Here is a 17790-nt window from a genome sequence, read left to right on the forward strand (position 1 = left end):
TCTGCGCTCTTATTTTATGTTGTTCATACATTTCTTTTAAACGTGGTTCTAATCGAAAATCTAAATCATTCGTTAGCATACGAGTGCCCCCTTTTCTTACCATGGATATTCATCCTATTTTTATCCTTAAAAATTTTCTACAAATAAATATTACTTTCCTTTTTTTAAGTTAAACATAAAAAATTTGTAACAAAATTTTTTAAGAACGCTATGTTTTCATATGATTTCTTCATATAAAAAGGGATACGGAGGGTAACATTCATGGATGATGATACTCGTCATGTTGTAAATCTTGTTGAGTGTAAAAAGAAGCATGCCTATAAAGAATCGTTTTATAATAAGTATTGATAGTATTTTATACAAACCATCAACCTATTTAGATGTAAAATACAGTTGATAAGATAGCCTTAAACTACAATTCCCAACAAGATCAATGTACATTGGCTATGATGAGTTAGACCAAATTTTGTGAAATAGCATACAACACAAAAGGAAGAGGCGATAAACATGCGGTCAACGGAAGCGCATATGAGGGAAAAACAACGTAGAGAAAAAATAGAAATTATATTTAGTCACAGGGTAAAAGGAGAGAGTTATTTTCATGGCTCTTCCTATCAATGGAAAAACATTGTATATCAAAATTATAATAGAATACAACAAAAAGAGTTGGAAGTTGAACAACTCATTTCGAAAATGGAAAAAGCAGGGGTTCGTTTTACGCAGCACCGTTCACTCATACACTATCCCGTCATTGATTTTGTAAAATATATAGCTAAGATTTATAATGAACCTCTCGAAATACAATAATTATATTTAACGGAAACCCTTTAAAACGTTTATTTTCGGGGCTTTTTTAACTAAAACCTTAAAAAATCATTACAACATTCTTTTTATTCTCAATACTCTTCGGTTTTGTTATAATATCAATCATAGCGTATTATATTCGTTTGTATATTTTCATATTTTGGGGATTTTATTACACCAAAAGACAACTCTTAATTGGAGTTGTCTTTTATTTTTTTCGATATACACAATACTATTCTGATACAAAAACATCAAGATTCTTATAAATAAAGAAAAGTAGGATTTCTAATAAGAGAGATCCTACTTTATTTCCTCATATTCCTTCATCATTTTATAAAACGTGTTTTTCTTTAGCTCTAACATTTACATAAACATAGTAGCTGTTATTTCTCCACTTTTCCATTAAGAATAAGTTTCTTCTATCATATGCATTTGTTGTTTGCTTAGGGTTGAAAGGTTCACCTGCGGACGTCCTAAATGTTTCCCTTGAGATTTAGCTACAGCAATCCCTTCTGCTCGTCGCTGATGGATTTTTTTACGCTCTTGATCTGCAACATAGGAAAGCAAAGATAAAAATTGATCTTCCATCAACCGACCCATGTCACACATTTCACGAAATTTACGGCTATCGAACAAAGTTTCATTTTCTAACAAGGGGTATATATAGCAATGGAACAGGATAAAGCAACAAGCATTAGTGGACATAAAATAGCTATTTTATGCCCACTAATATACGCAATAACCCTTAAAATGAATGTCCGCTAGTGTTTGTTCCGCGATTTTGTTCCATTGTTACACACCATATACGTCAATGATTATTATAAAGAAATAGTGAGCTTAATGTCTTTTCTTCACCTTGACATTTATTACAAAAAATGTTATTATTAAAATGAATTATTTTTGTTCGGTGTAAAGGATTTGTAACTTTTCACCTTTATGATCACTGAGAGCAAGGATAGTATTACATTGTGTGTGTTTACACACTAGGAGGCAATACAAATGGAAAAAGGTAATGTAAAATGGTTTAATGGCGAAAAAGGCTTCGGATTCATCGAACGTGAAGGTGGAGACGATGTATTTGTTCATTTCTCAGCGATTCAAGGCGAAGGTTACAAAACTTTAGAAGAAGGTCAAGCAGTGACTTTTGATTTGGAGCAAGGTCAACGTGGACCTCAAGCTTCAAACGTACGTAAAGCTTCTTAATTTTACAAAGCAGGGAAGGCAGGCTCTTTTATGGGAGTCTGCTTTTCTTTTTTCTGTAAAACAAAGAATCCCCCACTCGTAAAGGACATAAAAACAGTAAATTAAATGGTAAACCAAGTCTAGCATATACTTACGGATTATCCTATTTTAATTTTTGAGCTACTCAACTTTATAAGCCTGTTTTCTAGCATAAAAGAACCCCTTAAATGAAAATTCTCTTTCTCTACAATTAGTTATTTTGAGAAGTCAGCTCATTTTTTGTTTTTGGGGTGTTTACATTCCTTAAGTTGATGGATGTGGGATAGCACCACATGCCCATCAACTTAAGGAATTGGTAGTTCCCCAAACCGAAAAACAGATAGAATCCAAAAAACACAATGAATTCTATCTGTTTTTTATTTAATTAAAATACAAATACTTTTGATGAGTTTTCCTCTAACAAACTAGAATTATAATTAGGGGCTAGTACGATGTTTGTATATGTTCCTGTACCCGAAAGGTATTTGTACCTATGTTTTAACCCTGATGGAATAAAAACAGATGCTGGACTTTCAATTATTTGTAATTCTCCTTCAATTTCCACTTCACAAATGAGACCAGTACCATCTATTCTATTCCCCCAAAAAATAAAGGCACTATCACAATGGTGTGCATGAGTATCTACATGTCCTTCTATGTTCTCATCCATATGTGCGTCGTAAAATACACGCTGTATTACATAAAATGAAGCACGTTCATCAGTTCTATAATCCATCTGTACCCAACGCTCTCCTGGACCATCACGATGATATAAAAGCTCAGATGCTCCTTTTACAAATGGTTTACTAACTCGGAGAGACTTTGAAAGCCGGGGCCCTTTTCTTTCTATACGTTTTTGTTGTATATTCCTTACTCTTCCTAACATTTCAGGTTGAATACCCTCATATGCTGAGTAATTCTGCTGAACAGCTTTTACATGATAGGATGCCGTATGAGTAAATATATTCTTTCCAATAATCGGTCTCCAATGATCTACTTGACAACCAGTAGCTAATTGGAGAGACTGCGTTAATTCAGGAATCATCTGTAGTTTAAAGCACTGTAGATTACGCTTTTGAGATAAAAATACTGATAAATTTAGCAAATCAACAATCCCAGCGCGTTCACCTATTCCACACAATGTAGTATCAATGACAGTTGCCCCCGAATCAATTGCAGCAAGAGCATTTGCCAGGGCTAATCCTAAATCATTATGAAGATGAACTTCAATCTCACAAGGGAATGTCTCAACAGATTTCTTCACAATTGTCGCACACTGACCTGGCTCCCAAATTCCTACAGTGTCAGCTAAACTGATTCGATCTGCTCCAGCTATATGGGCAATCTGTCCAATGTAAGCGATATCTTCCCATTCTGTTCGTGAAGCATCTTCAATAGTAAAACGGATTTTCATTCCTAATGATTTTGCTTCTTCAATAGCTTGCTTCACCTGATTAATAACATAATCTTTTGATCGATTGGTGTATTTTGTTTGTAAAGAAATAGGATTAATAGACGCCCAGATTCCTATCCAATCGGCACCAGCACGATAAACCGCATGAACTTCTTCTTTTTTCGCCCGAGCATGCATAAGTATTTCGGCGTTTTTTGCAGATGCTGCAACTTCTCGGCAAATCTCCTCTTCTTCTTCAGAGATGCCAGGGTGCCCAACTTCAATAAGATTTACTCCAAAATCCTCTAACATGTGAAGTAATGTAATTTTGTCTTCCTTGGAGAAACGAATACCACATTGTTGTTCTCCCTCACGCAAGGTAGCATCTAATATTGTTAAACCCTTTTTCATTCCTGTTTGCCTTCTTTCGCTTCTATAAAGTTTAATGTTTGTTCGAATAGGGTATTACGATTCTTTTCATAAACAGCCCAGTGTGTAGCATCAGGGATTACTACTTCTTTTTTTTGTTTTGTACTTGTTAATTTTGACATCATATTTCGGTCTGCAAATATGTCATCTTCCCCGTAAATGACAAGTAATGGAGTGGTAATCTTAGATACATCATATAGGGGCTGATTTTTCCAAATATAAAATAAATCTTCAAGTGGACCGACTGGTCGACGAATCGTTTGATTATTTTTCTTACTCATAGGATCTGAATCAATAAAAACTTGTTTTACGGCATCCATTGCTTCGTTTGTAACAATTTTTTTATTTCCCATCATCATATGCCAATGATGCATTCCTTTATCAAAATCCACCATTTGATAAGCTGGTGCTTCAGGATTAAATTGATTAGGTTGTAGTGGGTTTTCGAAAGGCTGTGTCATCATAGGAAGTGTGAATCCATGCATATATCCATATAAAATAAGTTTATTAATATCTTGAGAATGGGATATTGCATAATTCCCAGCCACAACACCTCCATATGACCATCCAACAATATGAATTTTTTTTACGTTTCTCTTCTTTTTAATCCAATTTACAATTGTTTCTAGATCCTTAGTTGCATCATTCAAATGAATAACCGGACGGTTTTGGACAGAAGGATCTGACATTTCTTTAGGACGAGAAGAACGACCAAATCCTCTGAAATCCATAGCCCAAGTATCATACCCTTTTCTGGCATACTCATCCATCCATGAAAATTTTGGTACATCAAATGCTTGAGCTGTAGGTACACTAAATGGTTCTAAAAATAAGATGATTTCATCAGATGTATACTGTTTTTTATTATTTAAGTTTTTATGAAGTAAAAATAAATTTTCTTCTCCTTGCTGAATTTCTAATTCTTGTTTTACCACTTTAGAAGTTTGATCATTTTGAGGAGTTTCTTTGATATTAGTACAACTAGACATAAGTATTATCAAAAAAATCCCTACTAAACTAATATGTTTCCATTTCATCTTCATTTAGAATATTCCTTTCATTTCATAGAAATGATAGCTATGATTCCAGCCGCAATAATTAATCCGGCTGGTAACCCTTTTGTAAATAATACGGCAATAAGAGTACCTATTAAGACACCTAACAATATCGTAGGATTCATAGGTAGAACTCCTACACCTTTTCCTCCTATGTATGACACAGTAAAACCTGCTAGAATGGATCCTAATCCGATAGGAGAGGTAATTAATTTTATTACGTTTTCACTTGTAATCTTTCCAGATGTAATTGGTACTAAAAGAAATAGCATCAGAAAGAAAATCCCAATTGTAAAAGAATATTGTTGAATAAGATGTAATAAAGTTTTTTGTCCAACAGCAAGTAAAACTCCTAATAAACAAGCCGCACCAGCTAGCGCATAATCCTTAACAAGTAGAGCGAGTGTAACAATAATCCCCAGTAACAAAAAAGGAAGCATATTCTCTTACCTCATCTATAATGTTGTATAATCCCATCTATCATTTTCAGGTACAGACACATGCACCATATTTTGATTTGCAAGGTTAATTTGTATTAAATTTGGACTTATTACAGGTTTTAAGTCTTCTCGATTTATTATAAATTTAAATGCTTCAAAGCTTGCTAGAATTCCTACGATATTCGCAACGGGAGACAGCACAGCCCATGGACGATTTTCTTGTACATAATTATTTGCCCATTTCTCATCCGCACCATGTTTGATGGAATGAAGAGCACGTCCATCTTTTAATTTATGAATTTTATTTTGCATTTCTGGTGTTAGCTCTTGTTGATAAGACGGATATCCTAACGCGATTTCATAAGGCGTAGAGTCAGGAGTTAAAGACATGACGCCACCTCTAAAGGGAGGTGTAACTGCAATCCAAATAGAAGGAATCCCTAATTTTTGAGCTGTACGATGGATAATTACTCTCGCTACTAAATTATCAGTTGCATCTATAATGACATCTGTATTCGTTAGGAATTCTAATGCATTGTCCTCGGTAACAAATTCTTTCGTTATCTCTATTTGTAATAATGGATTAATGTCTTGCAAAACTTCTAAAGCAACATCTGCCTTCGGCTGTCCTAATTTACTGTTGGAACTTAGCATTTGTCGATTAATATTGCTTGCTTCAAATACATCTTGATCAATAACATGTAAAGAACCCACACCCATTCGCGCCAATTGGATGAGTGTAATTCCTCCTACGCCCCCTGCTCCAACTACAGTAACTCTAGAATTTTTTAATTTCTCCTGCTCTGCTACAGAGATAACACCAATATTTCGCGTAAAACTTTCTTCATATATATTTTGCATATCATTATTTTTTGTTAACAAATTATATTCCTCCTTACAGTGTTTTATAATCCCATCCACCCTTTGGGACTTCTTTTACTTGAACTGGGATATGACTATCTAAATCCATTACAATGCCTTTAGGCGCTCTAGCTAGAGGTTCACGACCAGTTAAAACTTGTATTGCTTCATGAAAGCTAAATAGTGACAATAGATGAGCACGCATCGGTGTGATAATCCAGCCTGCTTTTCCATCACAAAAATCTTGCGCCCACTGTTTTGGTGCACCTTTCTCAACAGAATACCAAGCTCGACTTTTCTTTATATCAGCAATCTGTTGTCTTAATTCTTGATTTGTTAATTTGCATCCGACACTTGAGATATTTAATGCTTCTTCATAAGGAATTCCGGTTGGAAAAAATGTAGAAACAAATCCTCTTGTTGGTGGGCTACCTGACATCCCCACACTTGGTATACCTAATTCTCTAGCTGTTCTATGTATAATAACTCTTGAAGGCATATCATCTACGGCTTCTACTACAATATCATGCCCTTTTATAAGCTCGCTTACATTATCTTCATCTACTCTTGTTTGTATAAAATTTGTTGATATATAGGGATGTATATCTTTTACAACCTGTTCTGCAACTTTTGCTTTTGATTCACCTATCACACTAGAAAGCGCTAACATTTGTCTGTTAATATTAGAAACCTCAAATTCATCGGGATCAACACCGGTAATATGCCCTATTCCCATCCGTGAAAACAGAATTGCTTCATATCCACCTACTCCCCCTAGCCCAAAAATAATGACCTTCTTATTCCGAAGACATTCTTGTTCCTGTTCAGAATACACACCAATATTCTTCTTAACCATTTCCCAATAATATGAATCCATATCCATTTTGAAGTCTCCTTTATATGTAGTAACCATTTCAAAAAATAATTCCTGTATATAAAAATAGTCTAGAAGTATGTCGTATTTGTGTGCTATTTGTAAAAAAATTAAAAAACTTTCAATTCTTATTTTTTAACAAATGAATATATCTCCACTTATTAAAGAACTAAATACATATAGCAATATTTTTAGTTAACGGAAGGTGTCTTCCGTTAACTTATTAAACTTATTATTTTAGGGATCACCATACATGCCCATCAAGCTAATATTTTGAATTGTCCTCAAAACGAAAAAATAAGATTTTTTATTACAAGTTATCACAAAATTTCGTTCTGGGGGTATTTGTATTTTCTTAGCTTGATGGGCATGTGGTAATATCCCACATCCATCAACTTAAGGATTTAGACTATTTTTGAAGTTAAAAGCACGTTACTATTTTCTTATGTTAATGAGAAAGGGTGACGTGTTTTTTATGAATATGAATCAAAAACAAGAATTATCTTTATTCGCTGAAGAGTTATATCGATATATGTCTCCCGCTACACTTAATCAATTAGCCATAGAAGCAGGCGGAATGAAACGAAAACGTAAGTGCCACGGGCACCATTTCTTATCTTTGTGTGTATGGCTAAATCAACAAGTCGCTACTACCTCTCTTACTCAACTATGTAGTCAATTAGAAACTTCAACAGGAGTTTTATTAAGTCCGGAAGGACTTAATCGGCGATTTAACTCTGCTTCTGTAGCCTTCTTTCGAACTGTATTTACTACACTTCTACTCATCAGGTAGCATAGTAAAAAATTGAAACCCGTCAGGGTTTATTTGATATGCCCGCTTTTATAAAATCTACAAAAGATAATAAAAAACTATATGGAAAGACCGCATTTTGTTTGAAAATATACCTTAAGTTGATGGATGTGGGGTAGCACCACATCGCCATCAAGCTAAGAAATGCGAATACCCCCAAAAAGAAAAAATAAGTTAAATACCCATAGATAACTATCTTACAATCAATTAAATCCTTATTTTTTGATATCAAAAAATAAGGATTTAATGTTTAAAGGGGGATTCAGATTGGTTAAAAACTGACCTTTACAAATAGTTATTTTAATACTAGGTGTAAGTTCTTCTACATTAAGTACGAACGGTTATAGAATGGTCTTTAATGATTATAAGTATTATTATAAACATTACTGCAGTATTGGTTGATCACTGTATATCAACCTTAGTATTTTTCCCTTTTCGACTAAACTAGCTAATAGAAACTCCTCTGTTATTCAATTAAAGGGCGCTTTAATTAAATAAGTTTTCAAATTACGATTCAGTTTAGAAGTGATATAATTAAATAAACGAGATTGTCCATGAAATTCATATTAAAAATGACCGGTTATGCTCAAACCGAAGACATGGATGTAGGAGGTTAACCGATGACACAAGTACAAATACCCAACCAACGAATAGAAAAAAAGCGCACCTTCAAATTAATCAAGCTTACAGGGATTGCTGTTTTGATGATTGTTCTAATCACGGCTGCCTTCACCATTTGGACACCTCAGCCGAGCATTTGGGCGCTCCAAATGCTCGCCAGCAAGAATAATCCTGAAAATTTTGGCTCCCACCCATCCGATTTGCCTGCTCTTATGAAACAAACTCGGGTTCTCTCTGACATCTCATATCCATCCAAGTACCAAAAAAATAAATTGGACCTTTACCTTCCTCAAACCTATTCGAAGCCATTGCCTGTAATCATCTTTATCCACGGTGGAGGCTTTATTAATGGAGACAAGTATATGCCTGCCGATTATTCAAGGGCGCTAGCCTCGGAAGGCTTTGCTGTAGTATCCATGAATTACGAGTTAGCGCCAGGGGCCACTTTGTTTGATCAAACAAAGCAAGTCGGCGAGGTATTGTCTTATTTGCAGAAGTTAGCTCAAAAATACCCCTTGGACCCATCGCAGGTGATCTTGGCCGGTTCCTCAGCGGGAGCTTTCTTGGCCGGGGAGTTTGCCCTGATCCAAACCAATTCCGAATATGCAAATCTCGTGGGAGTCCCGCAATCTGTATCGAAGAATACAATCAAGGGCTTATTACTATATAGCGCCCCCTACGATATTACAGCATTTCAGCATAGCGATCTAAATCCCGTGCAACAATTCGTAATCAAACGTATGGGCTGGGGCATTTTGGGTGATAAGAACTGGATGGACAATCCGAAGTTTGATATCTTAAATCTGTCAAAGTATATCACTAAAGACTTCCCTCCTGCATTTGTAACCGACGGCAACACGAATTCATTTGAAACACAAGCCAGGACTTTCGTCGCTACACTTCAAGAAAAAGACGTACCAGTTACTTCTTTATTTTTCGACCCCAACGAGATAAAAGCGGGTCACGGCTATCAGTTTGGTATGGCCTCTCCAGCCAGTATACTTAGTCTGAAGCAGACAAAAGCGTTTCTGAAGGGAATCACTTCCTCTAACTAATCTTTGAGGTATTTGCCCGATCAATATGTAATATAAAAATCATATTCTTATATTAAAAGAGCAACTCCATTTCGATCAATCTTTTTTCAAAATGGAGTTGCTCTTTTTGTTGCTAAACAAAAATTGAAAGGAGTCTTTTAATCAAAATTTATTCTAAAACTACAACCTTCAAATAAAATAATTATATTTGGGGTAGCGTCACATTGCTATCAAGCTAAGCTCATACAACGTCAATCATAGTGGAGTTTTTCTAAAGGCTACGTGTAGGAAATTCAAAGATTTGCATACGAAATAAACCCTAACGGGTTTCATTTTTTTGAATTAAGCCGCTTGATTATCAGACATGGTACAATTGTAAACGACATCTAATATATCAAAGACTGTTTTCTTTTCATATCGATGAGATTTTCTCCCGTTTTGTTGTAGGAGGTTGAACAGGCGAATTAGAATCTTTGATAGCTCTTGGGTGTCTTTCTGTATAGCTTGGAAAAGAAGAAGAAAGTAATCTTTAATCATATATATGGCCTTATATTCACTCAGTTCCCGTTTCTTTTTCATAAGGAGTAATTGCCGCATTTGAAACATGGTAGAAGAACAGAGTAGAATGGCAATCAATTGATCATACAAATGGCATTCCAATCGTTCTCGTTTTATCTTTTTACAATGATGAATATGAAAGAATGATTTCCACGTTTTAAATAAAATCTCGATTTGCCAACGTAAAGAATACCAATCATGTACTTGTCCCATTGGGAAAATATCTGTAGGAGTATTTGTCATATATACATTGATACCGCTAAGTCGTTTACTACGATCGGAATACTTCATTCCTTTCTTTTTTTCTCTTACAGTTTGATCTTGTAATCGTTTTTGCTGCTGTTCTTCTGTAAGTCGATGAACAATTACACGAGCTGGCACTTTATCAATCATTCCTACATAAGCATCAGATATTTCGTATGTTTGCCCTGGTTGAAGAGAATTCATTAATGCTTCCATATCTATCTGTTTATATTCTGTTTTCTTCTTTAGTTTTCCATTTTGATAATAATCAGGATTAGGATTTTTTTGATAAATACGTGTATTTGATTTAATACGAGAGATATAGTAAGCCTTTTTATCTTGTATATGTTGAAGATCTTTCAGATGAAAATAGCCTAAATCCCGAATACACAAATCATTTTCTTTCACGGTTGGAACACACAGAGAACCATAGGTTCGATCATGTTGTTTTCCTGGACCTGTATGAATATGTAAAAACTGTCCACTTAATAGATCATACTCCAATTGAATTTTTAATCCCGCTGTATGGCTGCATCCTCCAGCACCTGGATAAACGCTTGAAAAGGAATTAGGTAGTTGAAATGCAGTTGAATCTAAAATACGAATACGTTTGAAAACAGAAGTATAGGGAGAAGAAAACGATACAGATGAAGCTAATTTTTGGTTTAGTAGTTTGGCTAATATCTGTTGTAAAAAATGAACAGCTTCCTGATTAAATCGTTGATTCAGTCCCTCAGGACTGATAAGCACTTCTGTCGAGGCTTCTAAACAGCTAGATAGCTGAGTTAAAGAGGTCGTAGCAACTTTTTGGCTCATCCACACACATAAAGCGATTAAATCCTTTGCTTGGTACTTACTCAATCGCTGAACAAATCCAACATCCCTAGCAAGATTCTGTAAGGCGTTTGGAGATAAAAACCTTTGAATTTCTTGAGCAAATAATTGTAATTCATCAGATATAGAAATAGACATACAAAAACGCCATCCTTTCCTATGATTCTACGAAAAGAATAGCGTATTTGTTAAATGACAATAAAGTTGTTTAATTCTTATTGGACTAACGCGCAGTTTAGTGCAAAAATCAAAGGTAAGGAAGGATTTCCACCTTTACCTTATTTTAACTTTAGCTCTAGTATAGGGTATGGACGTCCACAAGAATCTGTCTCCGTTTCACTTACTATAAAAAAGCCATTATTAATATAGAATTTAGTTGCACTCTTATTGTCTTTATTTACATCAACTGTTGTAATATCAAAGTCTTTAATTAAAGAATTAATAATAGCTTTACCGTATCCTTTACCTATTTTATTAGGTTTTAAGAATAACATTTCTAAGTGTTGTTTATTTATAGCAGAAAAGCCAATTAAATCCTCTTTCTCATACCATAACTGGACATTAAGATGTGGGAAATATGAGGGTATTTCTTTTTTAAACTCTTCTCTATCAGTATCTCTTAAAAAATGATGAGTAGCTAAAACCGACTCTTCCCATATATTCAAAATTGTATCATAATCTTTCTGATTTGCTTTTCTATATATCATTAATATCTCTCCTTTAGTTTTAAATTATCAACTCCTTCCCAATAAGTATTTTATGATTTTCATGTTATATAACCACGAACTTAAAATGTTCATTAATAAAACCTCCAAATAAACATTTAGATAATTTGATTATAATATCAAATCTTTATTATTACTTTACAGTATTTTTTCATTTTAGGGGGTATTTTGTTTTTTGACTTGATAGCGATGGGGTAGCACCACACATCCATCAACTTAAGAATTTTCAATAATCCCAAGTACAAAAAAACGTTATTCTTTCTAAACAAGCTAGATGAGAAAGAATAACGTTTTTTTATGATTCTCTCGTTTCAAGATGAATTACAATTATTTGTGGAAGAATTACAACGATATGTTACACCTGTATTCTTGGAAGAGCTTGCAAGAGAAATAGAATTTATAAAACGCAAACGTAAGTTTTCTGAGTCGGACTTAGCTACTGTGTGTATTTGGGTCGGTCCACAGGTGGCAAGTGAGCCCATAGTCCGATTATGTAGTAGGCTTCATGCAGCTACTGGTACTTTGCTTAGCCTCGAAGGCTTAAATAAACGTTCAAATGCTAAAGAAGTTTTGTTTTTACAACATATTTTCTCTTTACTGTTACATCAAAAAGTAGCTGAACAAACGCAAATGCAATGTAGACAAAAGGATTTAACATCTAAAGAACATAAGAAGCAAATTACATATAAAGAACGCAGTAAGCGATTAGTGCAATTAACTTTTACATTACAAATATTCCTTTGGAATATCTACCAAAAGAACAAATATACGATTTTTATTCCTTACGATGGCAAGTTGAACTTATCTTTAAAATTTGGAAATCATTTTTTCGTATTCACCATTTTAATTCTGCAAAATTAGAATGACTAGAATATCACTTGGCGTACCACCAACATTTTAACGAAAATATACGCTAAGCAAATTTTGACATAAAAAAGCGATGATTTTACTACTCTAAGCAACTTATTCATTTTCAAAAACGAGGGTTTTTAAGACAAATAAAATTCACATTTTGAGAATCTCTTAACGTATAAAAACGTTAAAATGTGCATGTTCCCCCTTTTATAACCTTAAAACTCACTCCAGTAATTCCTTACAATGTATATATATTGATAACGCAAACCCTAATTACAGACAAAGGGAGAAGAATGTTTATTATTCTCCTCCCTCTGTCTATTAACAATACTTGATTATAGCTCTGTAAACTTTTTTATTCATCTCGTGTTATTCTACGAATAGTTTAAGATATAAATACTTCTTATTTGATATTTAGTGCTGATTCACTGAAAACATATATTCTTTGTATGTTTTTCGTGTGGATAGAATAAGCCCCATCATTAGCATGTTCGAAAATAAAGAGCTTCCGCCATATGATAAAAATGGAAGTGCAATACCTTTGACAGGCATTAATCCCACAATCATACCGATATTTTGAAAAAATTGTAACATTAGAACGCCTACAATTCCTGCGCATAGTAAGGTGCCGAATAAATTACCTGCGGAATTACCAATTATAAGTATTCGGGAAAGTAGTAAGAAGAATATGCATATTATAAAAGTGGCAACTATAAAACCGCCCTCTTCGGCAAGAGTGGCAAAAATGAAATCAGTATGTTTTTCTGGAATATAAACATTTCCAGAACCGAAGCCTTTTCCTTCTACCCCTCCACTACCAACAGCTAAAAGTGATTGTTGAGTTTGATATCCCTGATCTGTATGCTGAAATGGATCTAACCAGCCTAAAATTCGCGATTGTTGGTGAGGCTTTAATAAAGTAACTAGCTTATTGAAGAAAATATCTGGATATTTTACGTATATAAATATTAAAGCAGACAATACAGTCATCGGAATTCCTGCACATAGTATGATTAACTTTTTTTGAATTCCTGACATAAATATAATACATGCAATGGCTGCTATATATAGGAACACCATTCCCGTATCGGGTTGACTATATACAAGTAACGCAGGTGGAATAGTTATCAAACATATTTTACCAATCAAAAGTAAATCAGTTTGAAATGTCCGTGCCATATACTGTGCATTATGTTTTACGACTAAACTTGCGGCCAGAAGAATTAAGGCAAGCTTAAAAAATTCAGCTGGTTGAATAGCACCAACAATTGGAAATCTAAACCATCTTTTTGCCCCTAATATTTCAGGTGTAAAACTTGACACTGGTAATACCTTTAAAATGATAATTGAGATGAACCCCACAATATAAATCGGCCAAGCTAATTTTTGTAATTGATCTAAATCGATATTGGCAACAATTAATAATAGAACAAAACCTATGGCGTAATTTACCATTTGTTTCACAGCAAAATTTTGGTTACCATATTGCCCGGTTTGCTGACTGCTGTATATTGCAACAATACTGGTGATACATAATATGAATAAAATGAATATTAGTTTTTTATCTAATTTTTTTAAAAAAACTATTTTCCCCACCATTTCAACCCCCTAGACATTGTGGTATTTACTTTTTATAGGAACTATCCTGTTTTTTATGTGTACATTAACATTTATTAATATAATTTTACAATAATAAGGAGATATTGAACATTCTCAAAATTATCCATACTGATGAGGCTACTTTAAAAGGTGACTGATTAGTGTGGATAAGGAAAGTTTATTTAAATGGAGACATTATGAGCCTAATATTATTTTGTTGAACGTGAAATGGTACCTACGGTAAAACCTAAATTCTCGTGACTTGGTGGAGTGCTTTTTAAGTCTTGCCTACTTTGCATGAGTCACTCCAAACTCATCTGAACCAGGCATGTAGTCAGACCATTTTTAGAATACGGGTATCACCATGACCTGGTTTAATAAATACCTCACACGAATCTTAAAATTCTTACATTATAATTTTTCTGAATTACTCTTTAAATTTTTTCGGAGAAGTTCTTCAATAAGCTTTGCTTTTTCATTCACCCTTGTTGCATATGTGAAATCACCATAACAATATGGATACCTAAAATTTTTTTTATTTCCACCACAAGTGTACATCTCTGGATTTTGATCAACTTTCATCTTAGAAAAACTTTTGGCCGAATCTTCCGAGTGTTGTTTAACTTCTTGACTAGCAATAAAATCAATATACCCTGGTCCCATATTATAGCTTTGAATAATTGTCTCCATGCTAACATCTTTTTCCGTTCCATATTTGTACATTTGAGCAAAGTGTTTGACCCCTTGTCTAATGCTCAAGCTTTTCTCTTGAATTTCATTTGGCTTTAATCCCAGTGATTCAGAAGACTGCATAGGGTCGTTTCCCTCACCTCTACTCTCTTGGTACATAATTCCTAATAAAACTGCTGTTTTACCTTCTAAATTATATTTTTCTAATTCTCTTTTCACGGTTAGCTCATATTGCAATAAACGTTGTTCGGTAGCAATAGCTTTATTTCTTTGAATATTGGTTTTATGCTTAACATAAAATATTACAGACATGGTTCCTAAACCTAAAATACTAATAAAGAATAATATAATAAATCGTTTTTTAATCGTATGCTTCATACATTACTCCTCCTCCTATAAAAAATCCGTACCTTTTTGGACTCAAAATTATTTTTTTAGGTGTAAAGTTTAATATAGGAATTTAAAGAAAAAACAACCGCCTGAATTGTGGATTTTTCAAGGCGGCTTATTTTTTGAATCGTTTCCTTCCTCCTACAAGTATTACACTTTTTTTTTGAAATTTTTTGTTCTTTGTTTTGCCCAATTGATACATTTCTTTTCAATTAAATGATACGATACTATAGAACAAAGTATTGTCATTGTAATACATAAGATAAGAAGGAAAAGGATAGGTATTTTTGTATACAAAAGTTTAAATAGTACCATCATGATTGGAAAATGACATAAATAGATACTATATGAAATTTCTCCTAAGTATACAAATACACTCTTATTTAAAATTTCTTTTACCTTTAGATTATTCATAGCCATTATAATCAGTATACTAACGCCAATTACGACACCCCAATCCTTTAATAGGAAAGCAGTATCACTACGAGAAATCAGCAAAATTCCAGTAGAGTATACATATAAAAAGATTCCTAGTGTGATAAGAAGATTTCTTTTTAAATTTTTCATATTTCTATATAAGTGGGTAAGTTTTTCCTGATACTTAAAAAGTAACATTCCGACCATAAACATAGATGTGAAATGCAGTGTATCGGCATAACCATTATAAAATCCCTCAGCTTTCCCAATATGCAACATATTAAGAAAAATACTAATTAAAGAAAAGCTCATAGCAAACAGCATCGTTTTCTTCCAACTCTGTTTATAAAATAGAAGGAATAACAAGGGAAACACGATAGATATACGCATTTCTTGAGCTAATGACCAGATAACCGGATTATAATTATCCGTAAAAAAGTTATTAAGAAGTACAAAGTGATCGATAATATCTAATTTTGTTATTGGCCCTTGCCACTTATCATAGAACCAATCTCGAAGTCCTGTAACTTCATATGATGAAAATAAAATAAATAAAGCAAAGGTGATAAATATCCAGAAATAATAAGGGATATAGATTCGTACAAATCTCTTAATTAAATATCCCCAATAATTTGTTTTTGAATGATAGAGTGCCATAGATAGCACAAAACCACTGAGTACATAAAAAATGATTACAGCTTCTCCACCAGCCCATAAAAACCTAAGAGGCGATAGTTTTATAGAATTAGGCAATGATGGTAGCATCAAACAAAAATGTCCGATTACCACTGTAATAGCTGCTAATCCCCGTATAGAATCTAACTCTTTTATTCTCTTACTCATAAAGTCTTCTCCTTGTAAATTGTAGATTTTACTGTTAATAAAGGCCACTATACTAGTGTAGTGGGAGAATTGTACATATATACGTATAGGATAGAAGGAACTATTAAAATAAAAAGTAGGATAAACTTTAAATTTTTGAACTCTTTTTTTTAAGTAATCTAACTTTAAATATTGTTCTTATCACATTACTTTTAGCAGAAATCACCCCATTATTACTGTTCGACTATATTTTTAGTATTACAATTAATAGACAATCTAAGTAATAAGTTTGTTCCACAGTTACAAAATAATTAAACCAGTGTGCCCCAATTGAATATCAAAACACACTGATAACTTAGTCTTTTTCTTTTTGTCTACTAAAAAGGGGTAAGACCCCATCACAATCAAGCCAAGAAAATCAAATACCCAAAACAAGAAAATTTGCATCTCCAAATTATGGTATCATTAAACAAAAATGTCCAAATACAACTGTTATAGCCGCTAGTCCTTATATGATTCTAATTCGTTTATTCTCTTACTCATAAGGTGTTCTCCTTGTAAATTATAGCTTTCGTTATTAATATAGATGACTATACTAGTGTAGTGAGTGAAGTAAATATATTTTGTTTACTTTTCTTTAAACTTCCGATATAAACACTACAGAAAATTGTGGATCTTTTAAAAGCATTTTTCATATTTATGCATAAATTATAGAATAAATATAGAAAGAAAAAAGAAATTTTATCTAAAAAATTTTTTAAGATTTTATTAAATTTATTGACTCACATAAACATATTTACGTATTTTAAAAGTTATTTTGCCGTTAATAAAAATCACCATACTAGCGCAGTTGGAGAATTGTACATATTGTGCTTATGTTTCGTTACATTCCTGATATAAACAGTACATAGTCAATCTGTGTATCTTTTGAAGAGAATTTTCGTATTTAATTAAGCATAAATTATAAAATAATAATCGTTAAAAATTTGTATTGTCTTTTAGAAAGCACTTTAAAACTGTTTTCTAAACCCTTGTTATAGTCTGTCTGACTCATATTAAACTTATAAATAGACTTGTTAGTAACTTTTCATGCTAATTATTCCTTTCTTCATGC

General features: G+C 33.2%; 13 protein-coding genes and 6 pseudogenes. 7 read left to right on the forward strand and 12 right to left on the reverse strand.

Annotation, left to right across the window (positions count from 1 at the left end; genetic code table 11):
• Positions 1–79, reverse strand: a pseudogene (locus tag HMPREF2590_RS23655) (acyl-ACP desaturase); the annotation flags it as partial.
• 428 nt (positions 80–507) lie between these two features.
• On the opposite strand from HMPREF2590_RS23655, the gene HMPREF2590_RS23660 reads away from it, so the two are divergent.
• Positions 508–807 (forward strand): hypothetical protein, encoded by a 300-nt coding sequence (locus HMPREF2590_RS23660; protein ID WP_001257930.1) that lies wholly within the window; start codon positions 508–510, stop codon positions 805–807.
• Positions 808–1104: 297 nt separating this feature from the next.
• Here the strand turns inward: HMPREF2590_RS23660 and HMPREF2590_RS30925 are convergent.
• Positions 1105–1458: pseudogene (locus HMPREF2590_RS30925) on the reverse strand (recombinase family protein); the annotation flags it as partial.
• Between the two features lie 345 nt (positions 1459–1803).
• On the opposite strand from HMPREF2590_RS30925, the gene HMPREF2590_RS23670 reads away from it, so the two are divergent.
• The gene (locus HMPREF2590_RS23670; RefSeq protein WP_000410775.1) at positions 1804–2007 is read left to right on the forward strand and encodes a cold-shock protein; all 204 of its coding nucleotides are present in this window, start codon (positions 1804–1806) and stop codon (positions 2005–2007) included.
• 403 nt (positions 2008–2410) lie between these two features.
• On the opposite strand, the gene HMPREF2590_RS23675 is transcribed toward HMPREF2590_RS23670, so the two are convergent.
• Genes HMPREF2590_RS23675 through HMPREF2590_RS23695 form a run of 5 tightly spaced genes read right to left on the reverse strand, consistent with a single transcriptional unit; the run spans position 2411 to position 7086 of the window.
• Entirely contained in the window at positions 2411–3829 is a 1419-nt protein-coding gene (locus tag HMPREF2590_RS23675) for a homocitrate synthase/isopropylmalate synthase family protein (protein WP_016513466.1), read from the reverse strand.
• Positions 3826–4890, reverse strand: a complete 1065-nt coding sequence (locus tag HMPREF2590_RS23680; RefSeq protein WP_016513467.1) for an alpha/beta hydrolase — start codon at positions 4888–4890, stop codon at positions 3826–3828. Before HMPREF2590_RS23680 ends, HMPREF2590_RS23675 begins: the two co-directional genes overlap by 4 nt.
• A gap of 14 nt (positions 4891–4904) precedes the next feature.
• A complete protein-coding gene (locus HMPREF2590_RS23685) occupies positions 4905–5342 on the reverse strand; it encodes a DUF441 family protein (protein WP_016513468.1) in 438 nt (145 codons plus the stop codon).
• A 15-nt stretch (positions 5343–5357) separates the two neighbouring features.
• Positions 5358–6224, reverse strand: coding sequence for a HesA/MoeB/ThiF family protein (locus HMPREF2590_RS23690; protein WP_083325437.1), 867 nt, complete (start codon positions 6222–6224; stop codon positions 5358–5360).
• A gap of 13 nt (positions 6225–6237) precedes the next feature.
• Positions 6238–7086, reverse strand: a complete 849-nt coding sequence (locus tag HMPREF2590_RS23695; RefSeq protein ID WP_016513470.1) for a HesA/MoeB/ThiF family protein — start codon at positions 7084–7086, stop codon at positions 6238–6240.
• Between the two features lie 466 nt (positions 7087–7552).
• Between HMPREF2590_RS23695 and HMPREF2590_RS23700 the strand changes: the two are divergent.
• Together HMPREF2590_RS23700 and HMPREF2590_RS23705 are read left to right on the forward strand one after the other, a co-directional pair.
• Positions 7553–7858 (forward strand): annotated as a pseudogene (locus tag HMPREF2590_RS23700) (IS4 family transposase); the annotation flags it as partial.
• Between the two features lie 650 nt (positions 7859–8508).
• On the forward strand, positions 8509–9564 hold the full coding sequence (locus tag HMPREF2590_RS23705) for an alpha/beta hydrolase (RefSeq protein ID WP_070861576.1): 1056 nt from the start codon (positions 8509–8511) through the stop codon (positions 9562–9564).
• A 321-nt stretch (positions 9565–9885) separates the two neighbouring features.
• Here the strand turns inward: HMPREF2590_RS23705 and HMPREF2590_RS23710 are convergent, their stop codons facing one another.
• Entirely contained in the window at positions 9886–11316 is a 1431-nt protein-coding gene (locus HMPREF2590_RS23710; RefSeq protein ID WP_065229991.1) for an IS4 family transposase, read from the reverse strand.
• A gap of 140 nt (positions 11317–11456) precedes the next feature.
• A complete protein-coding gene (locus HMPREF2590_RS23715; protein ID WP_065229990.1) occupies positions 11457–11885 on the reverse strand; it encodes a GNAT family N-acetyltransferase in 429 nt (142 codons plus the stop codon).
• A 315-nt stretch (positions 11886–12200) separates the two neighbouring features.
• Between HMPREF2590_RS23715 and HMPREF2590_RS31270 the strand changes: the two are divergent.
• Positions 12201–12530, forward strand: a pseudogene (locus HMPREF2590_RS31270) (IS4 family transposase); the annotation flags it as partial.
• Positions 12525–12766, forward strand: a pseudogene (locus tag HMPREF2590_RS31275) (transposase); the annotation flags it as partial. The pseudogenes HMPREF2590_RS31270 and HMPREF2590_RS31275, both read left to right, overlap by 6 nt.
• A 406-nt stretch (positions 12767–13172) precedes the next feature.
• Here the strand turns inward: HMPREF2590_RS31275 and HMPREF2590_RS23725 are convergent.
• A complete protein-coding gene (locus HMPREF2590_RS23725; RefSeq protein ID WP_070861579.1) occupies positions 13173–14357 on the reverse strand; it encodes an FtsW/RodA/SpoVE family cell cycle protein in 1185 nt (394 codons plus the stop codon).
• A gap of 163 nt (positions 14358–14520) precedes the next feature.
• Here HMPREF2590_RS23725 and HMPREF2590_RS30105 point away from each other — a divergent pair.
• Positions 14521–14598 (forward strand): annotated as a pseudogene (locus tag HMPREF2590_RS30105) (IS6 family transposase); the annotation flags it as partial.
• Between the two features lie 170 nt (positions 14599–14768).
• Here the strand turns inward: HMPREF2590_RS30105 and HMPREF2590_RS23730 are convergent.
• Positions 14769–15425 carry a lysozyme family protein gene (locus HMPREF2590_RS23730; protein WP_070861581.1) on the reverse strand — a complete coding sequence of 219 codons (657 nt, stop codon included), beginning with the start codon at positions 15423–15425 and terminating at the stop codon, positions 14769–14771.
• Between the two features lie 162 nt (positions 15426–15587).
• Positions 15588–16697, reverse strand: coding sequence for an acyltransferase family protein (locus HMPREF2590_RS23735; protein ID WP_070861582.1), 1110 nt, complete (start codon positions 16695–16697; stop codon positions 15588–15590).
• Positions 16698–17790: the final 1093 nt, after the last annotated feature.

This window comes from Bacillus sp. HMSC036E02, from assembly GCF_001836235.1.
In the GTDB taxonomy this organism is placed as follows: Bacteria; Bacillota; Bacilli; order Bacillales; family Bacillaceae_G; genus Bacillus_A; species Bacillus_A cereus.